At 72.9% G+C, this 22,224-nt stretch carries 16 protein-coding genes; 3 read left to right on the top strand and 13 right to left on the bottom strand.

From position 1 onward, the window contains the following. Position 1: 1 nt before the first annotated feature. The 11 genes from ABZZ20_RS11160 to ABZZ20_RS11110 form a co-directional block, all read right to left on the bottom strand. Positions 2-2,788 (bottom strand): tetratricopeptide repeat protein, encoded by a 2,787-nt coding sequence (locus ABZZ20_RS11160; RefSeq protein ID WP_356869074.1) that lies wholly within the window; start codon positions 2,786-2,788, stop codon positions 2-4. Further along, positions 2,785-4,050, bottom strand: a complete 1,266-nt coding sequence (locus tag ABZZ20_RS11155) for a hypothetical protein (protein WP_356869072.1) — start codon at positions 4,048-4,050, stop codon at positions 2,785-2,787. Before ABZZ20_RS11155 ends, ABZZ20_RS11160 begins: the two co-directional genes overlap by 4 nt. A gap of 71 nt (positions 4,051-4,121) precedes the next feature. Further along, positions 4,122-5,135, bottom strand: coding sequence for a glutamate ABC transporter substrate-binding protein (locus tag ABZZ20_RS11150; protein ID WP_356869154.1), 1,014 nt, complete (start codon positions 5,133-5,135; stop codon positions 4,122-4,124). Positions 5,136-5,230: 95 nt separating this feature from the next. Further along, positions 5,231-6,628 carry a hypothetical protein gene (locus tag ABZZ20_RS11145; RefSeq protein ID WP_356869071.1) on the bottom strand — a complete coding sequence of 466 codons (1,398 nt, stop codon included), beginning with the start codon at positions 6,626-6,628 and terminating at the stop codon, positions 5,231-5,233. A 178-nt stretch (positions 6,629-6,806) separates the two neighbouring features. Beyond that, positions 6,807-7,811: a BadF/BadG/BcrA/BcrD ATPase family protein gene (locus ABZZ20_RS11140; protein ID WP_356869069.1), complete on the bottom strand. Its 1,005-nt coding sequence runs from the start codon at positions 7,809-7,811 to the stop codon at positions 6,807-6,809. After that, positions 7,802-9,073 (bottom strand): 6-phospho-beta-glucosidase, encoded by a 1,272-nt coding sequence (locus ABZZ20_RS11135; protein ID WP_356869067.1) that lies wholly within the window; start codon positions 9,071-9,073, stop codon positions 7,802-7,804. Before ABZZ20_RS11135 ends, ABZZ20_RS11140 begins: the two co-directional genes overlap by 10 nt. 5 nt (positions 9,074-9,078) lie before the next feature. After that, positions 9,079-9,948 carry a carbohydrate ABC transporter permease gene (locus ABZZ20_RS11130; RefSeq protein WP_356869065.1) on the bottom strand — a complete coding sequence of 290 codons (870 nt, stop codon included), beginning with the start codon at positions 9,946-9,948 and terminating at the stop codon, positions 9,079-9,081. A 1-nt stretch (position 9,949) separates the two neighbouring features. Then, positions 9,950-10,900 carry a sugar ABC transporter permease gene (locus ABZZ20_RS11125; RefSeq protein WP_356869063.1) on the bottom strand — a complete coding sequence of 317 codons (951 nt, stop codon included), beginning with the start codon at positions 10,898-10,900 and terminating at the stop codon, positions 9,950-9,952. A gap of 6 nt (positions 10,901-10,906) precedes the next feature. Continuing rightward, on the bottom strand, positions 10,907-12,241 hold the full coding sequence (locus ABZZ20_RS11120) for an ABC transporter substrate-binding protein (protein WP_356869061.1): 1,335 nt from the start codon (positions 12,239-12,241) through the stop codon (positions 10,907-10,909). A 176-nt stretch (positions 12,242-12,417) separates the two neighbouring features. Further along, entirely contained in the window at positions 12,418-13,662 is a 1,245-nt protein-coding gene (locus tag ABZZ20_RS11115; RefSeq protein ID WP_356869059.1) for an ROK family transcriptional regulator, read from the bottom strand. Positions 13,663-13,827: 165 nt separating this feature from the next. Continuing rightward, positions 13,828-14,922: a mechanosensitive ion channel family protein gene (locus ABZZ20_RS11110; RefSeq protein ID WP_356869057.1), complete on the bottom strand. Its 1,095-nt coding sequence runs from the start codon at positions 14,920-14,922 to the stop codon at positions 13,828-13,830. A gap of 260 nt (positions 14,923-15,182) precedes the next feature. On the opposite strand from ABZZ20_RS11110, the gene ABZZ20_RS11105 reads away from it, so the two are divergent. After that, positions 15,183-15,719, top strand: coding sequence for an HNH endonuclease (locus ABZZ20_RS11105; RefSeq protein ID WP_356869055.1), 537 nt, complete (start codon positions 15,183-15,185; stop codon positions 15,717-15,719). A gap of 143 nt (positions 15,720-15,862) precedes the next feature. Here the strand turns inward: ABZZ20_RS11105 and ABZZ20_RS11100 are convergent, their stop codons facing one another. Then, positions 15,863-18,889 carry a beta-N-acetylglucosaminidase domain-containing protein gene (locus tag ABZZ20_RS11100; protein WP_356869053.1) on the bottom strand — a complete coding sequence of 1,009 codons (3,027 nt, stop codon included), beginning with the start codon at positions 18,887-18,889 and terminating at the stop codon, positions 15,863-15,865. Between the two features lie 326 nt (positions 18,890-19,215). Between ABZZ20_RS11100 and ABZZ20_RS11095 the strand changes: the two genes are divergently transcribed. Beyond that, entirely contained in the window at positions 19,216-21,261 is a 2,046-nt protein-coding gene (locus tag ABZZ20_RS11095; RefSeq protein WP_356869051.1) for a 4-alpha-glucanotransferase, read from the top strand. Positions 21,262-21,281: 20 nt separating this feature from the next. Continuing rightward, the gene (locus tag ABZZ20_RS11090; RefSeq protein ID WP_356869050.1) at positions 21,282-21,521 is read left to right on the top strand and encodes a hypothetical protein; all 240 of its coding nucleotides are present in this window, start codon (positions 21,282-21,284) and stop codon (positions 21,519-21,521) included. Positions 21,522-21,668: 147 nt separating this feature from the next. On the opposite strand, the gene ABZZ20_RS11085 is transcribed toward ABZZ20_RS11090, so the two are convergent. Next, entirely contained in the window at positions 21,669-22,163 is a 495-nt protein-coding gene (locus ABZZ20_RS11085; RefSeq protein WP_356869048.1) for a MarR family transcriptional regulator, read from the bottom strand. Between the last annotated feature and the right edge of the window lie 61 nt (positions 22,164-22,224).

The following is a 22,224-nucleotide window of genomic DNA, read 5'->3' as shown; positions in this document are numbered from 1 at the left end:
ATCACACCCACGTCCGGGGACGGAAACGGTTTGCCCGCTCCACCAGTTCGATCCTGTCCTCGCCCCGCTGTGCCAGCCGCGCGAGCACGCGGTACGAGCGCTCCAGTCCGAAGCGCAGGCCCCGCTCGTCCAGTTGACTGCCGAGCAGCGAGGTCAGGCCGGGGTCGGCACCCCGGCCACCCGACAGTACCCAGTCCAGGGCCGAGCCCAGAACCTCCGTAGACAGCCGTTCGTGGCGCACCGCGTCCAGGCCGAACCGCTCCAGCGCCTCCACCTGCGCGGCAGCCGCGGCGAGATCCGGCAACAGGGGCTCCTCGGGAGACCGATCGCGCAGGCGTGCCCGTACCGCCGCCACCCGTGCGGCGGTGTGGTGGATCGACGCCTCCGGCACGGACTCCAGGGTGCGCACCGCTCCGGCCCGGTCCCCGGCGGCCAGTTGGACGCGGGCCAACCCGAAGGCCGCGCTCACGAACCCCGGGTCGGTGATCCAGACCAGCCGGTAGTACTCGGCGGCGTTGTCCAACTGCCCCAGGATCTCCGCGCACAGACCCAGTGCCAGCTTCGGAGCCGGTTCACCCGGGAAGGCGTCGTAGATCGCGTCGAAGGACAGGGCCGCGATGTCGTCCTCGCCCGTGGCCAGCGAGGCGATCCCACGGGCCCACACCACCCGCCAGTCGTCCGAATGTCGGGCTTCCAGATCGTTCAGGGCAGCCCCGGCGGCGGCCAGTTCTCCCAGTTCCAGGCGCGCCCGCAACTCCCGCAGTCGCAGCTCCACCGAGTCGGCGGGCGCCGAGCGCAGAGTGCCCAACAGGTCGGCCGGGGCGGTGGCCAGGAGTCCGGCCAGGAATCCGGCGTTGGGGTCGCCCGCGTCCACCAGTGGTACGGGCAGCGCCAGTGCCATGCCCCGGGCGTCCAGTGTCGCCAGTGCGGTGGCGGAGACCGGCGGGGCTGCCACCGGGGCTGCCACCGGCACCCGTACGGCGCCCGGGTCCTGCCCGGCGGCCGGGACCGGGGCCCGGCGCGCAGCCGGGACGGCCGGGTTGGGCCCGCCGACCCGGTGGGTCTGCGTGGTCCCGAGCGGTGCCGCGACCGGGGCGCCCCCCACGGTCGGGCCCGTGGTGGCTGCGGGAGCCGCTGTCACCTGACCCGCCACCTGACCCGCCACCTGAGCTGTCACCGGAACCGCGGTCCTCGCCCGTGCCCGAAGGGCCATCCGCCCCGCGGACCTGCGCTCCGGTACCGCCCGCGCGCCCAGCCGCGACACCTCCGCCCCCGCCGGATCGGCGAACAGCTGGGTGTCCAGGACCCGCAGCTCCGGTCCGAAGAGCGTGGAGAGCTGCGGTCGCGGGTGGCCCGTCTGGAGGGCGACGACCTCGCGCAGCACGCCCGTCAGCTGGTCCGCCATCTCCTGCGCGGACGAGAACCGCCGATCCGGGTCCGGGTCGGTCGCCCGGACCAGCAGGCGGTAGAAGGACTCGTACCGCCCGAACACCTCGATGTGTTCCGGATCCGGCAGCGAATCCACGAACACGTTCGTGTAGCCCTGGAAGTCAAAGGTCAGGACGGCCAGCGTCCGCGCCACCGTGTACAGGTCGGAAGCGACCGAAGGGCCGAGCTCGGCCACTTCCGGAGCCTGGTAGCCCACCGTGCCGTAGATGGCCGACTCGGTGTCGTCCATCCGGCGCACGGCGCCCATGTCGATCAGCTTCAGCTGGTCCTGCTGCTGGATCGCGTTGTCCACCTTGAAGTCGCAGTACAGGAGGTTCCTGCTGTGCAGGTGTCCGAGGGCCTCCAGCGCCTCGATCCCGTACGCGCAGGCCTGCTCCACCGGCAGCGGATCACGACGGCCGTCCGGCCGCCGCCGCTCGTTCGCTATTTCCTTCAGCGACTTGCCGCCGACGTACTCCATGACGATGTACCCGTCCAGCGAACCGGTCCGCTGGTCCAGGTGCTCCACGAAGTTGTAGATCCGCACGATGTTGGAGTGCTCGATCTCCGCGAGGAAGCGCCGCTCCGAGATCGCGGCGGCCATCGCGTCCTGGTCCCCGGTGTCCAACAGGCCCTTGAGGACGACCCACCGGTCCGAGACGGCCCGGTCCACCGCCAGGTACACCCAGCCGAGGCCGCCGTGCGCCAGACAGCCCGCCACCTCGTACTGGCCGTGCACGACCTCCCCCGCGCGCAACTTGGGCACGAAGGAGTACGGGTGCCCGCACTTGGTGCAGAAGCCCTCGGTCCGGCCCGGCCGGTCCCCGCGGGCCCGGCCCACCGGAGCCCCACAGTCCGAGCGCGAGCAGAACCGCTTGCGCTCCGGCACCTCGGGGTTCGCCAGCACCGCGGCCGAAGGGTCCGGACGCGGTACCTCCGGCACGTTGACCAGCCCGGCGCCCAGCCGGCTGCGCCCCGAGGACCCGCTCGCCGAACCCGAACTGCGCACCGACACCGAGCGGGTGGACCCCACGCCCGACAAGGAGCGCGAGAGCCGGCCCGAGACCGAACGCCGCGAGGACGAGGACCGGGAGGACCGTGAAGAACGCGCCGATGCCGAGGTCGAGGACGACCCCGACCGGCCCGAGCCCTGCGACTCTCCCGCGCTCACCCCCGCGGAGTCGGCGTGCCGCGCCGCGCTCGTCATCCCCGTCGGCGGCGACACCAACTCCTCCGCACCCGCCGAGACGGCGCCGATCGGCGCCAGCCCGCAGGTGTCGCAGTACAGCCCGCCGTCTCCCATGTCCTCGTACGACCCCGGGCAGCCGGGGCGAACGCACGCGGTTCCGACCGGACTCATGCGTCCTCCTCCCCCGGCCCCGCGGGCCGGTACTGCGGCTGCGGCGGCGCCAGGGCCTCGGCCGCCGCCTGCTGGTAGCGCAGCACGGCCTGCTCGGCGACCCGCAGGTCGCAGGGCGCGCTCCACAGCATCCTGCGGGCCGCGTCGTACCGCTCGATCAGCAGCGGATCCTCCGCCATGCCGTGCCGGGCCACCTTCGCCTTGTACGCGTCCAACCGCCCGCGCAGCTCCGCCCGTACCGCCAAGGGCGCCGTCACCGCGGTCAACGATGCGCGGGCCCGACGCAGTTCCTCCTCGGCCCGCTCCTCCAACGACTCCAGCAGCGGCGAGAGCCGGTGCCACTGCGCCTGGCGCCGGTACTCGGCCGCCGCTGCCAGCTGCTCCTGAAGCGTCGTCGGCGGCCCGCTGACCGCGGGTACCTCCGACGCCGCGATCTTCGCCAACACCTCGCCGCGCGCGGTCCGCGCCTCCGCCAGGGTCCGGTCCGCCCGCGAGAGCACGTCCCGCAGGCTGATCAGCCGCTGCTCTGCGTCCTGCCGCACGGCCAGGACCGCCTCGACCTCCCGGCGCACGTCCTCCAGCGCGACCGCGGCCCGGTCGTAGCGGGTGGTGTCCGGACGGCCACCCCCCGGCGCGGAACTGCCCGCCGCCGGCTGCCAGAACGCCAGCGGGTCCGCGATCACCTGCGCCCGCAGCTCGGCCAGCTCGGCGGTGATGGCCTCCAGGTCGTCGCCCGAGGGGTGCTCGCCGGGGCGCACCCCCACCGAGTGGGCCAGCGAGCGGGTGCGGTGCAGTTCGGCTGCGAGCAGGTCGATGCGGGCGGGCAGCGCCGACCACACCGAGTCGGCGGCCACCACCACGTCCAGCGAGCCCGCGTACAGCTCGTTCATCCGGGCCACCAGCTCGGCGAGCGAGAGCCGCTCCGCCAGCGCCGCGCCCTCCGCCGCGGCCCCGGCGATCAGGACCCCGGGTCCGCGCAGTCGTTCGGTCAGCTCGATCAGTTCCTCGCGGCCGGGCCAGCGCCGCCGCTCCCGGATCTCCCGGGCAGCGTTCAGCGCGCCGCTGTAGGCGTCGAAGTACGTCCACAGCCGGGTGATGGCGGCGTCGGCGGCGGCCCACCGCTCCTTGGTGACCCCCGTCAGCCCGGCGCCTTCCAGCAGCCGGCGCCCTGCGTGGTCCTGGAGGGCGAGGAGCGAGGTCTCGACGGCCTCGTGCTCCGCGCCGAGCCGGGCCAGGGCGCGATCGACGTCGTCCCGGTCCATCACTGTCGACTGTGCCTCCACCGACCCCGCCTCCGCGTTCCTGACATCGGGCTCCGATTCCACCACCGGCCTCAGCCGTCCCGGTACTTCGGCGCGGGCGGTCCGGCCACCCCGGGCAGGACGGGCTTGAGGTGGGTCACGTAGGCCTGCATCCAGGGGCTGTTGTCACCGCCGGCACGGTAGTTCTCCAGCACCTTGTTGACCCGGCGCACCAGGTCGGAGGCGCCCTTGTTCATGGCCACCCCGTAGAACTCCTTGGTGAAGGGGGAGCCGACCAGGCGCACCGACGGGTCCTGCGCGGCCTGCCCGGCAGCGAGCGCGTTGTCCGTGATGATGCCGTCCACTTCGCCCAGCTGGAGTCGGACCAGACAGTCCAGCTGGTTGGGCACGCTGACCGGCACCGAACCGTACGACTGGCCCTTGAGCGCCGCCTCGGCCGTGGAGCCGGCCGCGGTACAGATCCGGCGGCCCTTGAGCGAGGCGTCGTACCCGGTGATCGGGGAGCCCTTGGGGGCGAGGACCTGCTGCCCGGCTTCGAAGTACGCCGTAGAGAACGCGACGTCCTCCAGCCGCTCGCAGTTGATGGTCATGGTCCGCACGACGACGTCCACCCGGCCGTCCTGGAGCGCGGGAACGCGCTGGCTGGTGGGGATGGCCCGGTAGATGACCGCGTTCTCATCGCCCAGGATGTCCTTGGCGATGGCCTTGACGAGCGCGATGTCGAACCCGTCGAGACGGCCGTCGACCGGGTTGCGGTAGCCCCACTTGAAGCTGTTCTGGTCCACGCCCGCGACGAGCTTGCCCGCCTTGCGGATCCGCTCGATGGTCGGCCCGTCCACGCCGGACGGGCGCAGGCTGGCCTCCGGGTCCTGGCAGGTGTCGGTGAGCGTCCACGGCACCTCGGGGGCTGCCGCCACGGAGGCGGGTTCGCGGACCACGGTCGGGTGTCCGCCGTCCGGGGCCGCGTGGGCCAGCGGCAGCAGGACGGCCGCGGCCGTCACGGCGCAGGCGGCGGCCATCGCGCTCACCCCGCCCCAGCCGCGCAGCCGGCCCACCGGGCGGCGCGTCCCGGGCGCCTCGGACATGCCGGGCGCCCCGGACGCGGCGTGCCGTTCGTCGCTCCGGCCGGTTCCGCCGTCGTGGCCCTCGTCGTCGGGCCTCACGCGTATCCGCATCGCTGTCACCTGTACTCCGAAAGCCGGCGCCCGATGCCGAGCAGCGCCGCCGCGGCGCCGACGACCGCCAGGGCCGCCGAACCCGTCACCAAACCGCCCAGCGCGCCGAGCCCGGCCCGGGCGGCCCGGGTGAACTCCTTCTGCTCGTGGGCCACTGCCTGCTCCAGGGAGGCGTCCACCGTGTCGAACGAGGCCCCACTGCTGTCCTTGTGGACCTTGTCCCCGATGACCTGGGGCAGTGCGTCCTGGTAGTCGCCCCGCAAGTCCGTCTCCCGGGCCGCCGCATGCCGCTGCTTCCACTGCTTGACGCCGTCGGCGGCGCGGATGACCGGCTCCCGCCCGCTGGTGTCGTCGGCGAGCCGCAGCGCCGTTGCCAGCCCCGTGTCCAACTGCTTCATGTTGCTGGTGAAGTCCACGTCGTACTTGTCGGACTTCTTGTCCGCGGCCAGTACCGCCCCCCGGGCGATCAGCGTCAGGTTCTCACTGGCACGCGCCTGGAGGGAGGCGATCCGGGCGTCGTTGAGCACCTTCAGCGACTCCTGCCCGTCCGATCTGGCCTCGCCCAGCTCCGACCGGGCGACCGCGTGCCCCACGGCCAGCCACATCAGCACCACCAGCGAGGCGGCCGTCGCTGCGACGAGGCCGTGGTTGAAGACCCGGTTCGTACGGAGGTAGTTGCGCCGCTGCGCCCACCCCAGGGCGGCGAGCGCGAGCAGACCGGTACCGAGCGAGGCCAGCGGCAGCGAGCGGGCGTCGTCGTAGTCCGTGTACAGCCGGCCCGTCTCCGCCTCGTACAGCCGCTGCGCGGCGGGCAGCAGCTGCGTGCTCATCTGCTCGTTGGCGTACCGCAGATAGGCGCCGCCGAGCGGCAGGCCCTGCTTGTTCGTGGCCCGCGCCTGCTCGATCAGGCCCGTGTAGCGGGGCAGCTGCTCGCTCAGCAGGGCGATCTGCTGGCGCGAGTCCTCGTCCGCCGCGGTGTTGGCGGCGGCGCTCACCAGCAGCTTGGAGGCGTTGGCGATGTCCTTCTCGTACCGCTGGCGGACCTCGCGCGGTTCGTCACCACCGGCCAGGAATCCGCTGGACGAGGCCGTGTCGGCGTCCGCGAGCGAGCGGTAGATGCTCGCCGCGTCCGCGCTCAGCGGCTGGCTGCGGCCCACCACGTCATCAGCGGCGCTCAGCCGGTCGGAGATCTCCCAGACGGTCACCGCGCCGAACAGCAGCACCAGGGCGGCCAGCACGGCACCGATGATCCGCAGCCGGCCGGGCTCGGTGGTCGCGGCCGCACGCAGCCGTTCCACGCCCTCGGCCCAAGCGGTGCCCGGCCGAGGAGGCCCGTCCGGCGGACCCGCGGGCGGCGCGGCGACACCGCCCCCGGGCACGGGTGCGCGTGATGTGATGGCCACCCTGACCTCCCCCTCGGTCTCTGCTCCGCAGCAGTATGGCCGCAGTGACGGTCAACCACAGCACCCGGTGCCGGATCTTCGACGATCCACCCCCCTGCGTGCGACGACGCCACCCCTGCACCGTCAATACGTCTCCAGGCCCGTCACGGTTCCAGAACCGGCGCCTCTCGGGGCAGGTTCACCCGAAATGGGCACGGAGTTTTCCGTGGGCCTCGGGCGGGGCCCCGAGCACGTCCAGCCCCAGCAGCCCGGCTCCCAGCACCGGCGGGGCGGCGACCACCGCCACCCGGGCACGGGGTGCCCGTTGCGCCAGCCCCGCCTCGATCCGCCCGTTGAGCTGCGCGTACCCGGCCGTGAGCACGCCCCCGCCGAGCAGTACCGGCACCTCCTCGTCCAGCAGGTCCAGCCGGGTCAGCGCCACCGAGGCCAGCGCCACCACCTCGTCCGCCTGCCGCTCCACGATCGCCGAGGCCACCGGATCGCCCGCCGCAGCCACCGCGAACAGCACTGGCACCAGCTCGTGCGTCCGCCCGTGCGCCACGGTCCCCAGGTGCAGCGCCTCGATCAGCTCGGGCATGGATCGGAACCCGAAATGCCCCGGCAGCGCCGCCGCCAGCTCCGTCGGCCCGCCGCGGCCGTCCTCGGCCCGCGCCGCCCACCACAGGGCTTCCGCGGCCAGGCCGATCCCGCCGCCCCAGTCCCCGGAGATCTGCCCGAGCGCAGGGAACCGGGCCGTGCGCCCGTCGGGCCGCATCCCCACGCAGTTGATGCCGGCCCCGCACACCACCGCGACCCCGCTCGGCCCCTGCGCCCCGGACAGCCCGGCCCGCAGGATCGCGAAGGTGTCGTTGAACACCTCGGTGGCCGCGCCCCAGCCGCGTGCGTCGATCGCGTCCGCGAGCTGCCGTTCCTCCACTGGGAGGTCGGCATTGGCCAGACACGCCGAGACCCGGTCGGCGTACGGTGCGCCGGCCGCCGGCAGCGCCGCCGCAGCAGCCGCCTCCGCGACCGCCCGCTCCAGTACGTCCACTGCCGCCTCGACACCGGTCCGCTGCGGCTGGAAGCCGCCGGAGCGTCCGGTGCCGAGGACCGTGCCGTCCGCGGCGATGAGGGCCGCGTCCGTCTTGCTGTTGCCCGCGTCGATGGCGAGGACCGCGGGCGGGGCGGGCTGGTTCACGCCCATGGCAGGTGCTCCTTGTTATGCGCCAGGAGCCGGTCGGTGAGCCCCTCGGCGAGGTCGTACTGGCCGACCAGCGGATGCGCCAGCAGCGCTTTGAAGACCCGGTCCCGGCCGCCTCGTACGGCCGCGTCCAACGCCAGGTCCTCGTACGCCGTGACATGCGCGACCAGTCCCGCGTACAGCGGGTCCAGGCGCGGCACGGCCAGGGGCACCGCGCCGGAGCGGTCCACCCGGGCCTGCACCTCGATGACGGCGTCGTCCGGCAGGAACGGCAGCGTCCCGTTGTTCAACGTGTTGACCACCTGCACCGCCGAGCCCGACCCGCCGTCGCCCAGCAGGGCCGCCGCCAGGTCCACGGCCGCCTCCGAGTAGAAGGCCCCGCCCCGCCTGGCCAGCAGCTCCGGCTTCTCGTCCAGCGTCGGATCGGCGTACAGGGCGAGCAGTTCCTGCTCCATCGCGGCCACCTCGGCGGCCCGCGAGGGCTTCCGGCCGAGCTCCCGCACCACCTCGTCGTGCGCGTAGAAGTACCGCAGGTAGTACGACGGCACGACGCCGAGCCGGTCCAGCACCGCGCGCGGCAGGTGCAGGTCCCCGGCGATGGCCTCCCCGTGCTCGGCGAGCAGCCGCGGCAGCAGGTTCTCGCCGCCCGGGCCGCCCTTGCGCACCCCCAGCTCCCAGGTGAGGTGGTTGAGCCCCACGTGGTCCAGGTGGATGTCGGCCGGTGTCAGGCCCAGCAGCGCCGAGAACCTCCGCTGGAACCCGATGGCCACGTTGCACAGCCCGACCACCTTGTGCCCGGCCCGCAGCAGGGCGCGGGTGACGATCCCGACCGGGTTGGTGAAGTCGATGATCCAGGCGTCCGGGTTGGCCCGCCGGACCCGCTCGGCGATGTCCAGGACCACCGGGACCGTCCGCAGCGCCTTGGCGAGACCGCCGGCGCCCGTGGTCTCCTGACCGACGCAGCCGCATTCCAGCGGCCAGGTCTCGTCCCGCAGCCGGGCCGCCTGCCCGCCGATGCGCAGCTGGACGAGCACCGCGTCGGCGCCCTCGACCCCTGCGTCGAGATCGGCGGTGGTGGTGACCCGCGCCGGGTGGCCCTGCTTGGCGAAGATCCGCCGGGCCAGCGCGCCGATCAGCTCCAGCCGCTCGGTGGCGGGGTCGATCAGCACGAGCTCGTCGATCGGCAGGGTGTCGCGCAGCCGCGCGAAGCCGTCGATCAGCTCGGGGGTGTAGGTGGAACCGCCGCCCACCACTGCGAGTTTCATGGTCACTAGCCTTTCACTCCCGTCAGGGTGACGCCCTCGACGAACGCCTTCTGGGCGAAGAAGAAGAGGAGGATCACCGGCGCCATGACCAGCACGGTTGCCGCCATGGTGAGGTTCCAATTGGTGTGGTGAGCCCCCTTGAAGGACTCCAGTCCGTAGCTGAGGGTCCAGGCGGCCGGGTTGTCCGAGGCATAGATCTGCGGCCCGAAGTAGTCGTTCCAGGCGGTGAAGAACTGGAACAGTGCGACGGCGGCGATCCCCGGCTTCGCCATCGGCAGGACGATGCGCAGCAGGGTGCGGACCTCGCCGCAGCCGTCGACCTTGGCCGCGTCCAGGTACTCGTCGGGGATGGTCAGCAGGAACTGGCGGAGCAGGAAGATGGAGAACGCGTCGCCGAACGCCATGGGGACGATCAGCGGCCACAGCGTGCCGGACAGGTCCAGCTGCTTGGCCCAGAACAGGTACATCGGGATGACCACCACCTGCGGCGGCAGCATCATCATGGCGATCACCAGCAGCAGTGAGAGCCGCCGCCCGCGGAAGCGGAACTTGGCGAGCGCGTACGCGACGGGCACCGAGGAGAGCACGGTCAGCAGCGTGCCCAGGCCCGCGTACAGCAAGGTGTTGCGCCACCAGGTCAGGAAGCCCGGGGTGTTCCAGACCGTGGCGTAGTTGCCCCACTCCCAGGTGTGGGGCACCAGGTCGCGGGTCAGGGCCTGCTGGTCGCTCATCAGCGAGGTCAGGAAGAGGAAGACGAACGGGAGGACGAAGAACAGGGCGGCTGCGACGCCGAGGGCGTGCACGGCGACCCAGTGCAGTACCGCCTTGCGGCTGCCGGGAGGGCGTCCCCCGCGCGGTGCGGTCGTTGACGTCATCTCAGTCACCAGCTCCGATCAGTCCGCCACGGCGGCGCATCAGCAGTGCGGTGAAGGCCATGGAGAGGGCGAAGAGGACGAGCGCGACGACGCAGGCGGCGCCGTAGTCGAAGCGTTGGAAGCCGGCGTTGTAGACGATCTGGGGGAGGGTCAGCGTGGACTTGTCGGGGTAGCCCGGCTCGAACTGCTGGCCCGAGCCGCCGATGACGCCCGCGGCGACCTTCCCCGCCACCAGGGGCTGGGTGTAGTACTGCATGGCCTGGATGACCCCGGTGACCACCGCGAACAGGATGATCGGCGAGATGTTCGGCAGCGTGATGTGCCTGAACCGCTGCCATGCCCCGGCCCCGTCCAGCTCGGCGGCCTCGTACTGCTCCTTCGGTACGTCGAGCAGCGCGGCCATGAAGATGACCATCAGGTCGCCGACCCCCCACAGCGCGAGGGCGGTGAGCGCGGGCTTGGACCAGTCGGCGTCGGTGAACCAGCCGGGGGCGGGCAGGCCCATCCCCTCCAGCACGGTGTTGACCGGGCCGGTTCCGGGGTTGAGGAGGAAGACGAAGGCCAGGGTCGCGGCCACCGGCGGGGCCAGGTAGGGCAGGTAGAAGAGGGTCCGGAAGATCCCCGCCCCCGTCTTGATCCTGGTGATGAGCATGCCGACGCCGAGGCCGAAGACCACCCGGCAGCTGACCATCACCACGACCAGCCACAGGGTGTTGCGCATGGCCGGCCAGAACAGCGGATAGTCCGAGAAGACGTACGTCCAGTTGTCCAGGCCGTTGAAGACGGGCGGCCGGAAGCCGTCGTACCGGGTGAAGGAGAAGTACACGGTCGAGAGGAGCGGGTAAGCGAAGAAGACCGCGAACCCGATCAGCCAGGGCGACATGAAGGCCGCGGTGCGCAGCGCCGCCCTCCGGCGTTTCGTACGCAGCGTGTGCGTGGCAGTACTGGTCATCGGGGGCTACTTCGCCTTCGCGATGTCCGTGTCGATCTGCTGGTCCGTCGTGGCGAGACCGGCCGGGACGTCCGCGACGGCGCCCTTCTCCACTCCGTACGCGAAGTCCTGGAAGGTCAGCTGGTAGGTCCCGCCGTCGGCCTGGGCCGGGGTGGTGTTCGACTTCGGGTGCCGGGCTATGTCGATGAAGGTCTTGAACTCCGGGGTGACCTGGAGGTTCGGGGACTCCAGGGCCGCCAGGGTGGAGGGCACGTTGTGGATGGCGTTGGCGAAGGCCACGACCGCCTCGGTGTCGGTGGTCATGTACTTCACGAGCTCCCAGGCCGCGTTCTGCTTCTTGCTGCCCGAGGCGATTCCCATGATCGTGCCGGAGAGGTAGCCCTTGCCGTAGTCGGCGACCTGGTCGTCCGGCACCGGCAGCGGCGCGGTGCCGATCTCGAAGGTGACCCCGGCCTCCTTCGCCATCGCGGCCCGCCACTCGCCGTCGATCTGCATGGCGACCTGGCCCTTGTGGAAGGGGTGCTCGCTGCTCCACTCGTCACCGAAGGTGTTGCGGAACTTCTCCAGCTTCTCGTAGCCGCCGAGCTTGTCCACCAGGTCCTTCTGCGCGGTCAGCATGCTCGCGAACGCCGGGTCCTTGGCCAGGTTGGACTTGCCGTCGGCGGCGAAGTACTTCGGGCTCCACTGCGCGGCCAGCCGCATGGGGGTGGTCTCGTAGCCGTGGTAGGTCGGCATGATGCCGAGCTGGTCGTACGAGTCCCCGTTCGTCTTGGTCAACTTCTGCGCCGCCTCGGCGAACTGGCTCCAGGTCTTGGGCGGTTCGGTGATGCCCGCCGCCTTGAAGGCGTCCTTGTTGTAGACGAGGCCGTACGCGTCGTGCAGCAGAGGCAGGGTGCACTGGTTGCCCTTGAACTGGGTGTACTCCAGCAGGGTCTTGGGGAAGACCTTCGTCTTGTCGACCCCCGACTTCTGCAGGAAGGGGTTCAGGTCGGTGAAGGCGCCGGAGTTGCAGAACTTGCCGACGCTGTCGGTGGTGAAGGAGGAGACCACGTCGGGGGCCTTGTCTCCGCCCGCGCGCAGCGCCTGGTTGATCTTGTCGTCGGTCATGTTGCCCGTGACCTTGACCTTGATGTTCGGGTGCGCCTTCTCGAACCGGGCGATGTTCTCCTCGATCGCCTTGGCCTCGCTCGGCGCGGACCAGCCGTGCCAGAAGTTGAGCGTGACCTCCTTGTTCGGGTCGTCGGTGGCCGTGTTGCTGCTCTGGCCCGTACAAGCGGTGGCGAGGACGGACAGGGCGGCGACGGCGGTGGCCACGGCGGTCAGACGGCGGTTTCTGGGCATGGCGGTGCTCGCTCTCTGCGGGAGGAACTTCCGGGAGGGGTGCCAGGGTTCGACGGCGAGTTCGGTGACACGGGTGGAGGTCGGCGGGGCGTCGGCGAGGGGACGCCGATGGCGTGCTGGCGGGGCCGGGCGCCGGTGCGGTGGCCCTCGGTGCGGTGCGGTGCGGTGCGGTGCGGTCAGCGGCGCGAGGTGTCGAAGACCTCGTCGCGGGTGGCGGCGAGGGCGCTCTCCAGCGCGCCCCGCAGTACGGGCCGCTCGCGCACGGTGCCGGACACCAGGCGGGGCCGGGAGGGGGCGAGGTCGGCGAGTTCGGCCTCGACGAGCTCGCGCAGGACGTCCCCGCCGGCGGCGGTCACCGCGCCGGAGAGGACCACGATCTCCGGATCCAGGACGGCCACCAGCGAGGCGAGACCGGTGGCCAGCGCGGTGGCGTACTGCTCCAGGAGCCGCAGGTTCGCCCCCTCGGGGTGTTCGGCGGCGTGCCCGAGCAGCGAGACCGCGGCGGAGACCAGCGCCCCCGATTCGGCTCCGTGTACGGCTCCGTGCACCGCCCCCGCCGCGACCTGAGAGGGAGCCTCGATGCCCAGCTCGGCCGCCATCGCGGGCACCACCTGTACGCCGGCCAGTTCCTGGTAGCCCCCGGAGTTGACCCGGGTGACCTGCCGGACCAGCGGGTGGCCCGGTACGGGCAGGAACCCGACCTCGCCCGCACCTCCGGTCCAACCGCGGTGCAGTCGGCCGCCGAGCACCAGAGCGGCACCGAGGCCCTCCTCGTTCCACAGCAGGACGAAGTCCTCGTGGCCGCGGGCCGCGCCGAGCCGCTGCTCGGCTACCGCGGCGAGGTTCACGTCGTTCTCGTACTCGACCGGCATCGGCAGGGCCGCGGCCAATTCCTCCAGGAGGGTGGGGGAGTGCCAGCCGGGGAGGTGGTCGGCGTAGCGCAGCGCCCCGGTGCGCGGGTCGAAGGACCCCGGGGTGGCGATGACGACGCGGTGGATGTCGGAGCGCTGCAACCCGGCGTCCTTGACGGCTTCGCCGAGGGCCCGGGTGACGCGGTCGACGGTGCCGGTGCCCTCGACGTAGGGGAGTTCGTGGGTGCCCACCACCTCGCCGGTGAGATCGGCGACGGCCGCGAGGATGCGGCCGGGGGTGACGTCGAGCCCGGCGACGTGGGCGGCGCGCGGGTTGACCGCGTACAGCTGGGCGCTGGGGCCGGGGCGACCCCCTGCGGTACCGGTGGCCACGACGAGTCCGGCGGCTTCGAGGCGGGCCAGCAGCTGGGAGGCGGTGGGCTTGGAGAGCCCGGTGAGACGACCGATCCGGGTACGGGACAGGGCGCCGTGCTCCAGCAGCAGGTCCAGCGCCGCGCGGTCGTTCATGACGCGCAACAGGCTGGGGGTTCCGGGGGTGGTGCCGGTCATGAGCGCTCTCTCCGTCATCGGCGCACGCCGTGGTCAGGAACTGTTAGGTAAGTTTCCTATCGGTGTTTGAGCTGTGTCAATGCCGCTGCCCCGCAGAAATGCCGCCGCCCCCGCAGCACGGAAGCGGCGGGGGCGGCGGCCGGGGCGTTGGGGGAGGGGCCGGTACTACTTGGTGATCCGGGCGGTGCCGGGAGTCACCGGCGGCGGGATCGGGGCGGTGGCCAGGGACTGCGGGGAGGCCGGGTTCGCCAGCGCCGAAGGCGGTGCCACCGCGGCCGACGGGTCGGCCGCGGCCTCGTCCTCGTCGCCGGCCGCGGCCGGCAGGCCGCCGATGATCCCGATGCCCGCCGCGTCGAAGGCCTCCTTGATCCGCCAGCGCAGCTCCCGCTCCACGGCGAACTGCTGGCCCGGCATCGTCCTCGCCGAAACCTTCACCGTCATGGAGGCCAGCAGCACCTCGTCCAGGCCCAGCACCTCCACCGGCCCCCACAGGCGCTCGTCCCACGGGGACTCCTTGACCATGCCGTCCGCGACGTCCTTGACCACCTCGCGGATGCGGGCGAGGTTCTCCGACGGCTTGACCTGGACGGCCACGCCCGCGGTCGCCCACCCCTGGCTGAGGTTGCCGATCCGCTTGATCTCACCGTTGCGGACGTACCAGATCTCGCCGTTGTCCCCGCGCAGCTTGGTGACGCGCAGGCCGACCTCCACGACCTCGCCGGAGGCGACCCCCGCATCGATCTTGTCGCCGACGCCGTACTGGTCTTCGAGGATCATGAACACGCCGGAAAGGAAGTCCGTCACCAGGTTCCGCGCACCGAAACCGATCGCCACACCGGCCACACCGGCACTCGCGAGCAGCGGGCCCAGGTTGATGCCCAGGGCGCCGAGCACCATCAGCCCGGCCGTGCCGAGGATCAGGAACGAGGCCACCGAACGCAGGACCGATCCGATCGCTTCGGAGCGCTGCCGGCGCCTCTCGGCGTTGACCAGCAGTCCACCGATCGCCATGCCCTCGACGGCCTCGGCGCCCCGGTTCATCCGGGTTATCAGCTTGGTCAGCGACTTGCGCACCAGAGAGCGGAACGCTGCCGCGATCACCAGGATCAGCAGGATCTTCAGGCCCAGGTACAGCCATCCGGCCCAGTTCTCCTCGATGAAACTGGCGGCGTTCGTGACGCTCTCGTGGGCCTCCTTGACCGAAGCGGCCGGGTCCGGGGTGTCGGCTGCCAGGGGCAGCAGGGCGGCAGGCCAGGGCACGACGGGAACCTCCAGGTGTAGCGGTCTGCCCGCGGAACGGTGTGCGGGGCAGGCCAACCACACTATCGGGGCATTCCCGTGACCCTCTTGCCGTGTTCGAGGGAGAGACCGGGCTCACCCGGGGATGAACCCGGTGTGGTTGAAAACACCTCGGACCCGTTACGGGCGAGTGGTGGCGCTTCGACCAGCCGTAAGGAGAGACTGGAGAGCAGATCGTCCCGGCGCGAGCCACGCGCCGCCGGCGTACAAGGAGGCAGTCCGTGCCGCACGTCCTGGTCCTCAATGCGTCGTACGAGCCCCTCGGCGTCGTACCGCTCCGCCGCGCGCTCGTCCTCGTCCTGGAGAACAAAGCGGTCTCCCTGGAGGAATCCGGCGCCTTTCTGCACAGCGCGACGAGAGCCGTCCCCGCGCCCAGCGTGGTCCGGCTCAAGCGCTTCGTGCGGGTCCCCTACCGGGGGCCCGTTCCACTCACCCGCCGTGCACTGTTCGCCCGCGACGGCGGTCGCTGCATGTACTGCGGCGGGGTCGCCACGAGCGTCGACCACGTGATCCCGCGCAGCCGGGGCGGGCAGCACGCGTGGGACAACGTGGTCGCCGCGTGCCGGCGCTGCAACCACGTCAAGGCCGACCGGCACCTGCTGGAACTCGGCTGGCGCCTACGCCACCAGCCGGCTCCCCCGTCGGGGCTGGCCTGGCGGATCATCGGGACGGGACACCGGGATCCGCGGTGGATGCCGTACTTGCAGCCGTACGGGGCGGAGGACGCCCTGGACCGCATCGGCGCGGCGGCCTCGTAGCCTGAGCCCGGCCGCTGCCGGCTCCGGTGCTCCGGCCGCTACCGAGCACGGTGGCCGGGGCTCCGAGGCCCGGCCTGTGCAGCGGACCCCCGGCCACCGGGCTACGGGACCGTACTAGGGCCGCTGGGCACGGGACCACCGGGCTACGGGGCCACGGCGTAGGCCTCCGCCGAGAACAGGCTGCAACCGAACCGCGTCGCGCGCTTGTCGCACGTGATGCGCACAAAGCGGCTGTCCGGGGCCGCCGTGTCCAGGCGGACCGATTCCAGCCCGCCCCGCGACCCCGTGACGGTGGCCGCCGGGCGCCACGTCAGGCCGTCCGGGGAGGTCTCCACCCGGTACGCCGAGGGGTACGCGTCCTGCCAGTGCAGGACCAGCCGGCCGATCCTGGCCGGGCTGCGGAGTTCCGCCTGCCACCACGCACCGTCCACCGGCGGGGAAGACCAGCGGGTGGTCGCGGAGCCGTCCACCGCGGCGGAGGCCGGGAACGCCGGGGTCTCGTCCGCCGAGGACGAGGCCCGCGCCGAACGGAAGAGGTCGGGCCCGCCGGTCCGCGCGACCGCCCGGACGGTCAGCGTCCGGGTCTGCCCCGCGAACGTGATCGGTACCCGGTAGCTGCCCACCGGAGTGGACGCCGGGACCGACACCGTCACCGGGACCATGACCCGGGTACCCCTGGGAGCCGTGACCTCGGCCGGGAGCTTCACCTCGACGCCCGCCGGCGCCGCCGCCGACAGCGGGCCCCGCACCTCGCCGGGTCGGAGCGCGGACAGCTCCGCCGAGACCACCTGCGCGGTCCCGCCGACCTCCACGTCCACGGCCTCCGCCAGCTCGAACCTGGCCTCCGGCCCGTCGGCCAGCCATGGCACCACCTGGTGCACCGCCGGCGCCGGCCCCGCCCACGACAGGCGCACCGCGTCCGCCCCGAGACCGCCGACGTCCGCCTGCGTCCAGCCCGATGCGGCGGCTTCGGCGACCTTGCGCCACCCCTCGCCCGGCACGTGCGCCTCCACCGCCGCGCCGCGGACCCCCGGCGGCAGCGGGTCCGTCATGACGGTCACCACCGACACCGGGCGCACCGTGTCCAGCTTGACGGTGAAGGAGTCCGCCTCCCGGGACACCGTGCCCGTCTGGCGGGCCGCTCCCGTCCACGCGTCCGCTTCCGCCACCGCCTTCGCGAGGAACGGGTCCAGTACGGCCTTGTCCACCCGGGCGCTGCTCGGTTCGGCCAGCGCCTTGCGGGCCGCCGCCAGATCCTGCGCGGCCTTCCAGGCCGCCGCCCCGTCCCCGCGGGACTGGGCCCGCAACAGGTCCACCGCCAGCTCGCCCGCCGTTCCGTACGCCGACAGCCGCGCCAGCCACGGCCCGGCCTCCTCGGACAGCGCGGGCAGCCGCGAAGGAGCTTCCCGCAGGGCCGAGAACGCGGCCCGCAGTCGGTCGCCCGGCGCCGGATCGCCCGTGCCGCGACTCCGCCAGAACGCGTCCACCAGCGGGCGCAGGTACGCCGACTCCGGCTGCCCCAGACCCGAGGAGGCCGTGTTCCCGGCCAGCGCGGCCAGGGACTGACGGGCCTTGGGGTCCGGGCCGGCCAGGTCGGCGACCGCCGCGGCCCAGGAGTCGCCCGCCCGGTAGCCGTTCGGGTTCCACGCGAAGTCCGCCGCCGTGAACAGCGGGATGCGGGACAGGGTGCCCTGCGGCATCGCGTTGGCCAGCAGGGCCGCTGAACCGCCCGCCACGGCCGGCTCCCGACCCGTGTACGGGCCGAGGAAGATCCGGCCCGGGTCCCAGTCGTTGACCGGGTAGTTGTCCATGGTGACGAGCGGGTGCTGACCGAAAGCACCGCGGGCCCCGGCCAGTTCCTTCCCGGTAATGGTGCGCGGTACCACGCCCACGCCCGTCCAGGCCACCTCCACCCGCCCGTCCAGCCGTCCCGCCAGGGCGGTCCGGTACGTGGTCGCGCCCTTCTGGTGGTACTCCGTCGGCACGAGCGACAGCGGTGCCGCTCCCGGATGCCGCTCGGCCAGGTGCGCCGCCAGCTCGCCCGCGACCTCCGCATGCGCCTTCGCAGCCGCCGCCGGGCCCTTTCCGTACCGGACCCGGTCCGCCCGGCAACCCCATTCGGTGTAGCTGATGTCCTGGAACTGCACCTGGAACGCGCGGAAGCCCAGGTCCCACATCGCGTCCAGCTTGCGCGCCAGCGCTGCCCGGTCGGCCGCCGAGGCCAGGCACATCGACTGCCCCGGGGCCACGGCCCAGCCCAACACCACCCGGTTGACGCGGGCCCGCTCGGCCAGGGCGCGGAACTCCGCCTGCTGTGCTTGCGGGTACTCCTGGCGCCAACCGGTCGTGCGGTACGGGTCGTCGCCGGGCGCGATCAGTAGCCGGTTCTGTTTGGTCCGGCCCATGAAGTCCAGCTGCGCGAGCCGTTGCTCCTGCGTCCACGGTTGCCCGTAGAACCCCTCGGTGGTCCCGCGTACGGGCGCGGTCGGCCAGTCCCGCACCAGCACCCCGGGCACCTTCCCGCCGCCCGGGGCACCCGGGGCGCCCGGCGTCAGCAGTTGGCGCAGCGTCTGGGCCGCGTGGAACAGGCCGTCCTCGCCCACACCGGCCAGGGCGATCGTGTCCCGGCCCGCGGCCCTGCCGACGGCGAGCCGGTAGCCCCCCTTCGGCAGGTCCCCGGCCTCGGCAGCGCCCAACGCCCGCAGTGCCTCCTGCGCGTCGGGGCCCTGGAGCCGTACGACGGTGCCCTGCTCGGGCAGCGGCGCCCCGGGGGCCGGCTCGTGCACGGTCCGTACGCCCGCCTCGCGCAGGGCGGTACGGACCAGCCCTACCGCGTACGGGTCCGCGTCGGGGGCCGCCACCAACACCGCCTCGGCACCCAGCGGGACCTCCCGCGCCTTGTCGGCGGTCATCGACTGCGGCCGGGGCCACACGGCCGGACCCTCGGCGGCCGTGCGCGGCGCGACGGAGCCCGGGTCGAGAACGGGCCCGGCCGCGGCGCCCGCCGCGGGATCGGAGCCCGGACCTGCGGCGGGGTCCGGCACCGGGAGGGTCGGCGCGCTCGGCGCCGCGAACGCCCCGGGCGGCCCGACGTACATCCCACCGCCCAGCAGCGTCCCGATGACCGCCACGGCCGCGGCCGTCGTCCGCTTCCTGCCCCTGAGCTGCACGAAGCCTCCCCGTCCCGAGTCGTCCTCAGCCCGTACGAATAACCCCGAGCCCACCACCCGTTCGGCCGGAGTGTCAATGCGGGCGGGTGTTCTGACCTGGATACGCCAGGAATGCGGCGCGGCGCACGGGGTATGGCTGCGGTGTTCCCCGGCGGTGTCGCACGGTTCCTGATCCTCCCTCACACCTCTTGCGGACGTAGGAGCGACCGCCCGTGCACACCGCACGCCTGAACACCGCACGCCGCACCCGACCCATCCCCGCCGCCCCGCGGCGGCACGCCCCGGCAGCCGCCGGGGCGACTCGACACAGGGACACAGGGACTTACATGGACGACCTCGACCGGCTCGCGGCCCTGCACGGCGTCGCCACCACCTACCAGCCCGCCGAGGGTGTCACCGTCCGGGTCTCGGACGCCACCGTCGCCGCCGTACTGCGGCAGCTGGGGGTGGACACCGATACCCCGGAGGCGGTCCGGGGGCACGTGGAGGCGGCCGAACGCGAAGCGGCGCACCGGCTGTTGCCGCCCGTGCTGGTGTGGTGGGCCGGGTCGCAGCCGCCCGCCGAGCTGGCCGCGCTGCCGCCCGGGACGCGTACCCGACTGGAGGGGGACGAGGCCGGCGACGGGGCCGGTGACGATGCCGGCTACGGGCCCGGCTACGGGGCCGTTGACCGGCGGCCGGGGCACGGCGGGGTGCCGCCGCTCGGAGTGCACCGGATCCATGCCGAGACCCCCGACGGCCGCACCGGGTCCGCCACCCTGATCGTGGCCCCGGAGCGGGCCCCGGTCGCACCCGAGCGGTGCCACGGGCTGCTCGTCCAGCTGTACTCCCTGCTCTCCGAGCGCTCCTGGGGCATGGGCGACCTCGGCGACCTGGCCGCGCTCGCCCGCTGGGCCGGCCGCACCCACGGAGTCGGCTTCATCCAGGTCAACCCACTGCACGCGGCCGTGCCCGGGACCCCGACCGACCCCTCCCCGTACCGGCCGTCCTCGCGCCGTTTCCCCGACCCGGTGCACCTGAGGATCGAGGACGTGCCCGAGTACGCCGACTGCCCGGACCGGGACGCCCTCGCCGTGCTCGCCGCCCGGGGCGGGGAACTGCGCCGCGAGGTGCTGGAGAAGGGGGCGCTGATCGACCGGGACGCCGTCTGGGCCCTCAAACGCGCCGCCCTGGAACTGTTGTACGCCGTCCCGCGCACACCCGAACGGGAGGCCTCCTACCAGGCGTTCTGCGCGGAACAGGGCGAGCCCCTGGATCGGCACGCCGCCTGGTGCGCCGGGCGCGCCGGGGGCGACCCCAAGGGCGGGGCCGACTTCCACCGCTGGTTGGTCTGGTTGACGGACGCCCAGCTCGCCGCCGCCCAGCGGGCCGCCGAGGAGGCCGGGATGGCCGTCGGCATCGTGCACGACCTGGCCGTCGGGGTGCACCCGGAGGGCTCGGACGTCTCCGGCCCGCCCCTCTACGCGACCGGCGCCTCGGTCGGCGCCCCGCCCGACGCCTTCAACGCGCGCGGCCAGGACTGGGCGCTGCCGCCGTGGCGGCCCGACCGGCTCGCCGCCACCGGCTACGCGCCGTTCCGGGCCCTGTTGCGCGGAGTCTTCCGCTGTGCCGGCGCGCTGCGCATCGACCACGTCATGGGTCTATTCCGACTCTGGTGGATTCCGGAGGGCGCCCCTCCCGCCGAGGGCGCGTACGTCGCGTACGACGGCGAGGCGATGCTCGCGATCCTCGTACTGGAGGCCCACCGGGCCGGGGCCCCGGTCATCGGCGAGGACCTCGGGACCGTGGAGCCGCGGGTCCGCCGGGCGCTTGCCCGGCGCGGGGTGCTCGGCACCTCCGTGCTGTGGTTCGAACGGGACTGGGCGGGTGACGGGCGCCCACTGGCACCCGAGGCCTGGCGGGCCGACTGCCTGGCCACCGCCACCACCCACGATCTGCCGCCGACGGCCGCGAAACTGGCGGGCGCCCATGTGGAACTCCGCGACCGCCTCGGACTGCTGACCCGCCCGGTGGAGCAGGAGCGGGAGGATGACGCCGCCGACACCGCACAGTGGCTGGACGTACTGGAGGGGCTGGGGCTGGACACCAAGGGCGAGGAGGCCGCCGTGCGGGCCTTGTACGGCTTCCTGCTGCGCACGCCCGCGCGGCTGGTCGGCGTGTGGCTGCCGGACGCGGTGGGGGACAGGAGGCCGCAGAACCTGCCGGGGACCTGGGACCAGTACCCCAATTGGCGCCTTCCGGTCGCGGACTCGGCGGGACGGCCGCTGACCCTGGAGGCGCTGGCCGTCTCCCCTCGGGCGAACGCCCTGTTGGGCGCGGTGCGGGAGGGGGTGCGTGCCCGTACGGCACCCCCGGGCGCGCGGTCCGTTTAGGTGTTCGCTACGTTTGCACCGTGGACAAGAAGAACGCTCTGCGCGCCGGCGCCGTCACGGCCGGAACGACGCTGATGATGCTGCTGATGACGTCTCCCGCCCTCGCGCTCACCCGCGACGACGGCGACGACCCGGGCCAGGGCCTGAGCATCGCCCAGACCCTCGGCCTGTACGTGGCTCTGCCGATCGTGCTGTTCCTGGTCATCGCGGGTCTCGTGATGGTCGGCGACAAGTCCGACAGGAAGCAGACGCAGGGCTGACCCGACCGGGCAGTACCCATTCAGACTTCCGGGGCGCCGGAGGTCCGCAGGCCGATCCATCGGTCTCGGTGCGGACCTCCGGCGCCCCGTTGTGCGTTCTCGTGCTGTGACCGGAAGGTTCACCGGCGAACCCGTCCGGCCACGGCGCTAGACGTCGGCCATCAGCCTGCGGAGCAGGCCGGTCAGGACGGCGACCTCCTCGTCGCTCAGCCCGGTGAGCGCGGCGCGCTGCACCTCCAGACCGGCGGCGACGGCCTCGTCGACGAGGGCGAGCCCGCGGTCGGTGATCGTCACCTGTAGTCCGCGCCGGTCGTGCGGATCGGGAGTGCGGGTGAGCAGACCGGCCTTCTCCAACTTGTCCAGGCGCCCGGTCATGCCGCCCGTCGTGAGCATGAGCGTGGCCGACAGTTGGCGCGGCGAGAGGGTGTACGGGGCGCCCGAGCGGCGCAGCGTTCCGACGACGTCGAACTCGCCGCGCGAGATGCCGAAACGGGCGTACGTCCGTTCCGTCGCGTCTCCCATGGCCCGGGAGATCCGGTAGATGCGGCCGAAGACGGCCATGGGGGCGGTTTCCAGGTCCGGTCGCACCACGCGCCACTGGTCGATGATCGCGTCGACGGCGTCCTTGTTGGCATCGGTCATGCGCGCAGTATCCGGCTTCCTTTCGATCGTTCGCAAGAAAGTTGCTTGATGGAAAGTAGCT

The organism is Streptomyces sp. NPDC006430, from assembly GCF_040612395.1.
Lineage (GTDB): Bacteria > Actinomycetota > Actinomycetes > Streptomycetales > Streptomycetaceae > Streptomyces.
The sequence above is the reverse complement of the archived record's forward strand: the minus strand, read 5'-3'. Positions and strand labels throughout refer to the sequence as shown.

Excerpts from the sequence above, each read along its gene's own strand:
- ABZZ20_RS11160 (WP_356869074.1), bottom strand. The coding sequence starts at position 2,788 with ATGAGTCCGGTCGGAACCGCGTGCGTTCGCCCCGGCTGCCCGGGGTCG.
- ABZZ20_RS11155 (WP_356869072.1), bottom strand. The coding sequence starts at position 4,050 with ATGGACCGGGACGACGTCGATCGCGCCCTGGCCCGGCTCGGCGCGGAG.
- ABZZ20_RS11150 (WP_356869154.1), bottom strand. The coding sequence starts at position 5,135 with ATGTCCGAGGCGCCCGGGACGCGCCGCCCGGTGGGCCGGCTGCGCGGC.
- ABZZ20_RS11140 (WP_356869069.1), bottom strand. The coding sequence starts at position 7,811 with ATGGGCGTGAACCAGCCCGCCCCGCCCGCGGTCCTCGCCATCGACGCG.
- ABZZ20_RS11135 (WP_356869067.1), bottom strand. The coding sequence starts at position 9,073 with ATGAAACTCGCAGTGGTGGGCGGCGGTTCCACCTACACCCCCGAGCTG.
- ABZZ20_RS11130 (WP_356869065.1), bottom strand. The coding sequence starts at position 9,948 with ATGACGTCAACGACCGCACCGCGCGGGGGACGCCCTCCCGGCAGCCGC.
- ABZZ20_RS11125 (WP_356869063.1), bottom strand. The coding sequence starts at position 10,900 with ATGACCAGTACTGCCACGCACACGCTGCGTACGAAACGCCGGAGGGCG.
- ABZZ20_RS11120 (WP_356869061.1), bottom strand. The coding sequence starts at position 12,241 with ATGCCCAGAAACCGCCGTCTGACCGCCGTGGCCACCGCCGTCGCCGCC.
- ABZZ20_RS11115 (WP_356869059.1), bottom strand. The coding sequence starts at position 13,662 with ATGACCGGCACCACCCCCGGAACCCCCAGCCTGTTGCGCGTCATGAAC.
- ABZZ20_RS11095 (WP_356869051.1), top strand. The coding sequence starts at position 19,216 with ATGGACGACCTCGACCGGCTCGCGGCCCTGCACGGCGTCGCCACCACC.
- ABZZ20_RS11085 (WP_356869048.1), bottom strand. The coding sequence starts at position 22,163 with ATGACCGATGCCAACAAGGACGCCGTCGACGCGATCATCGACCAGTGG.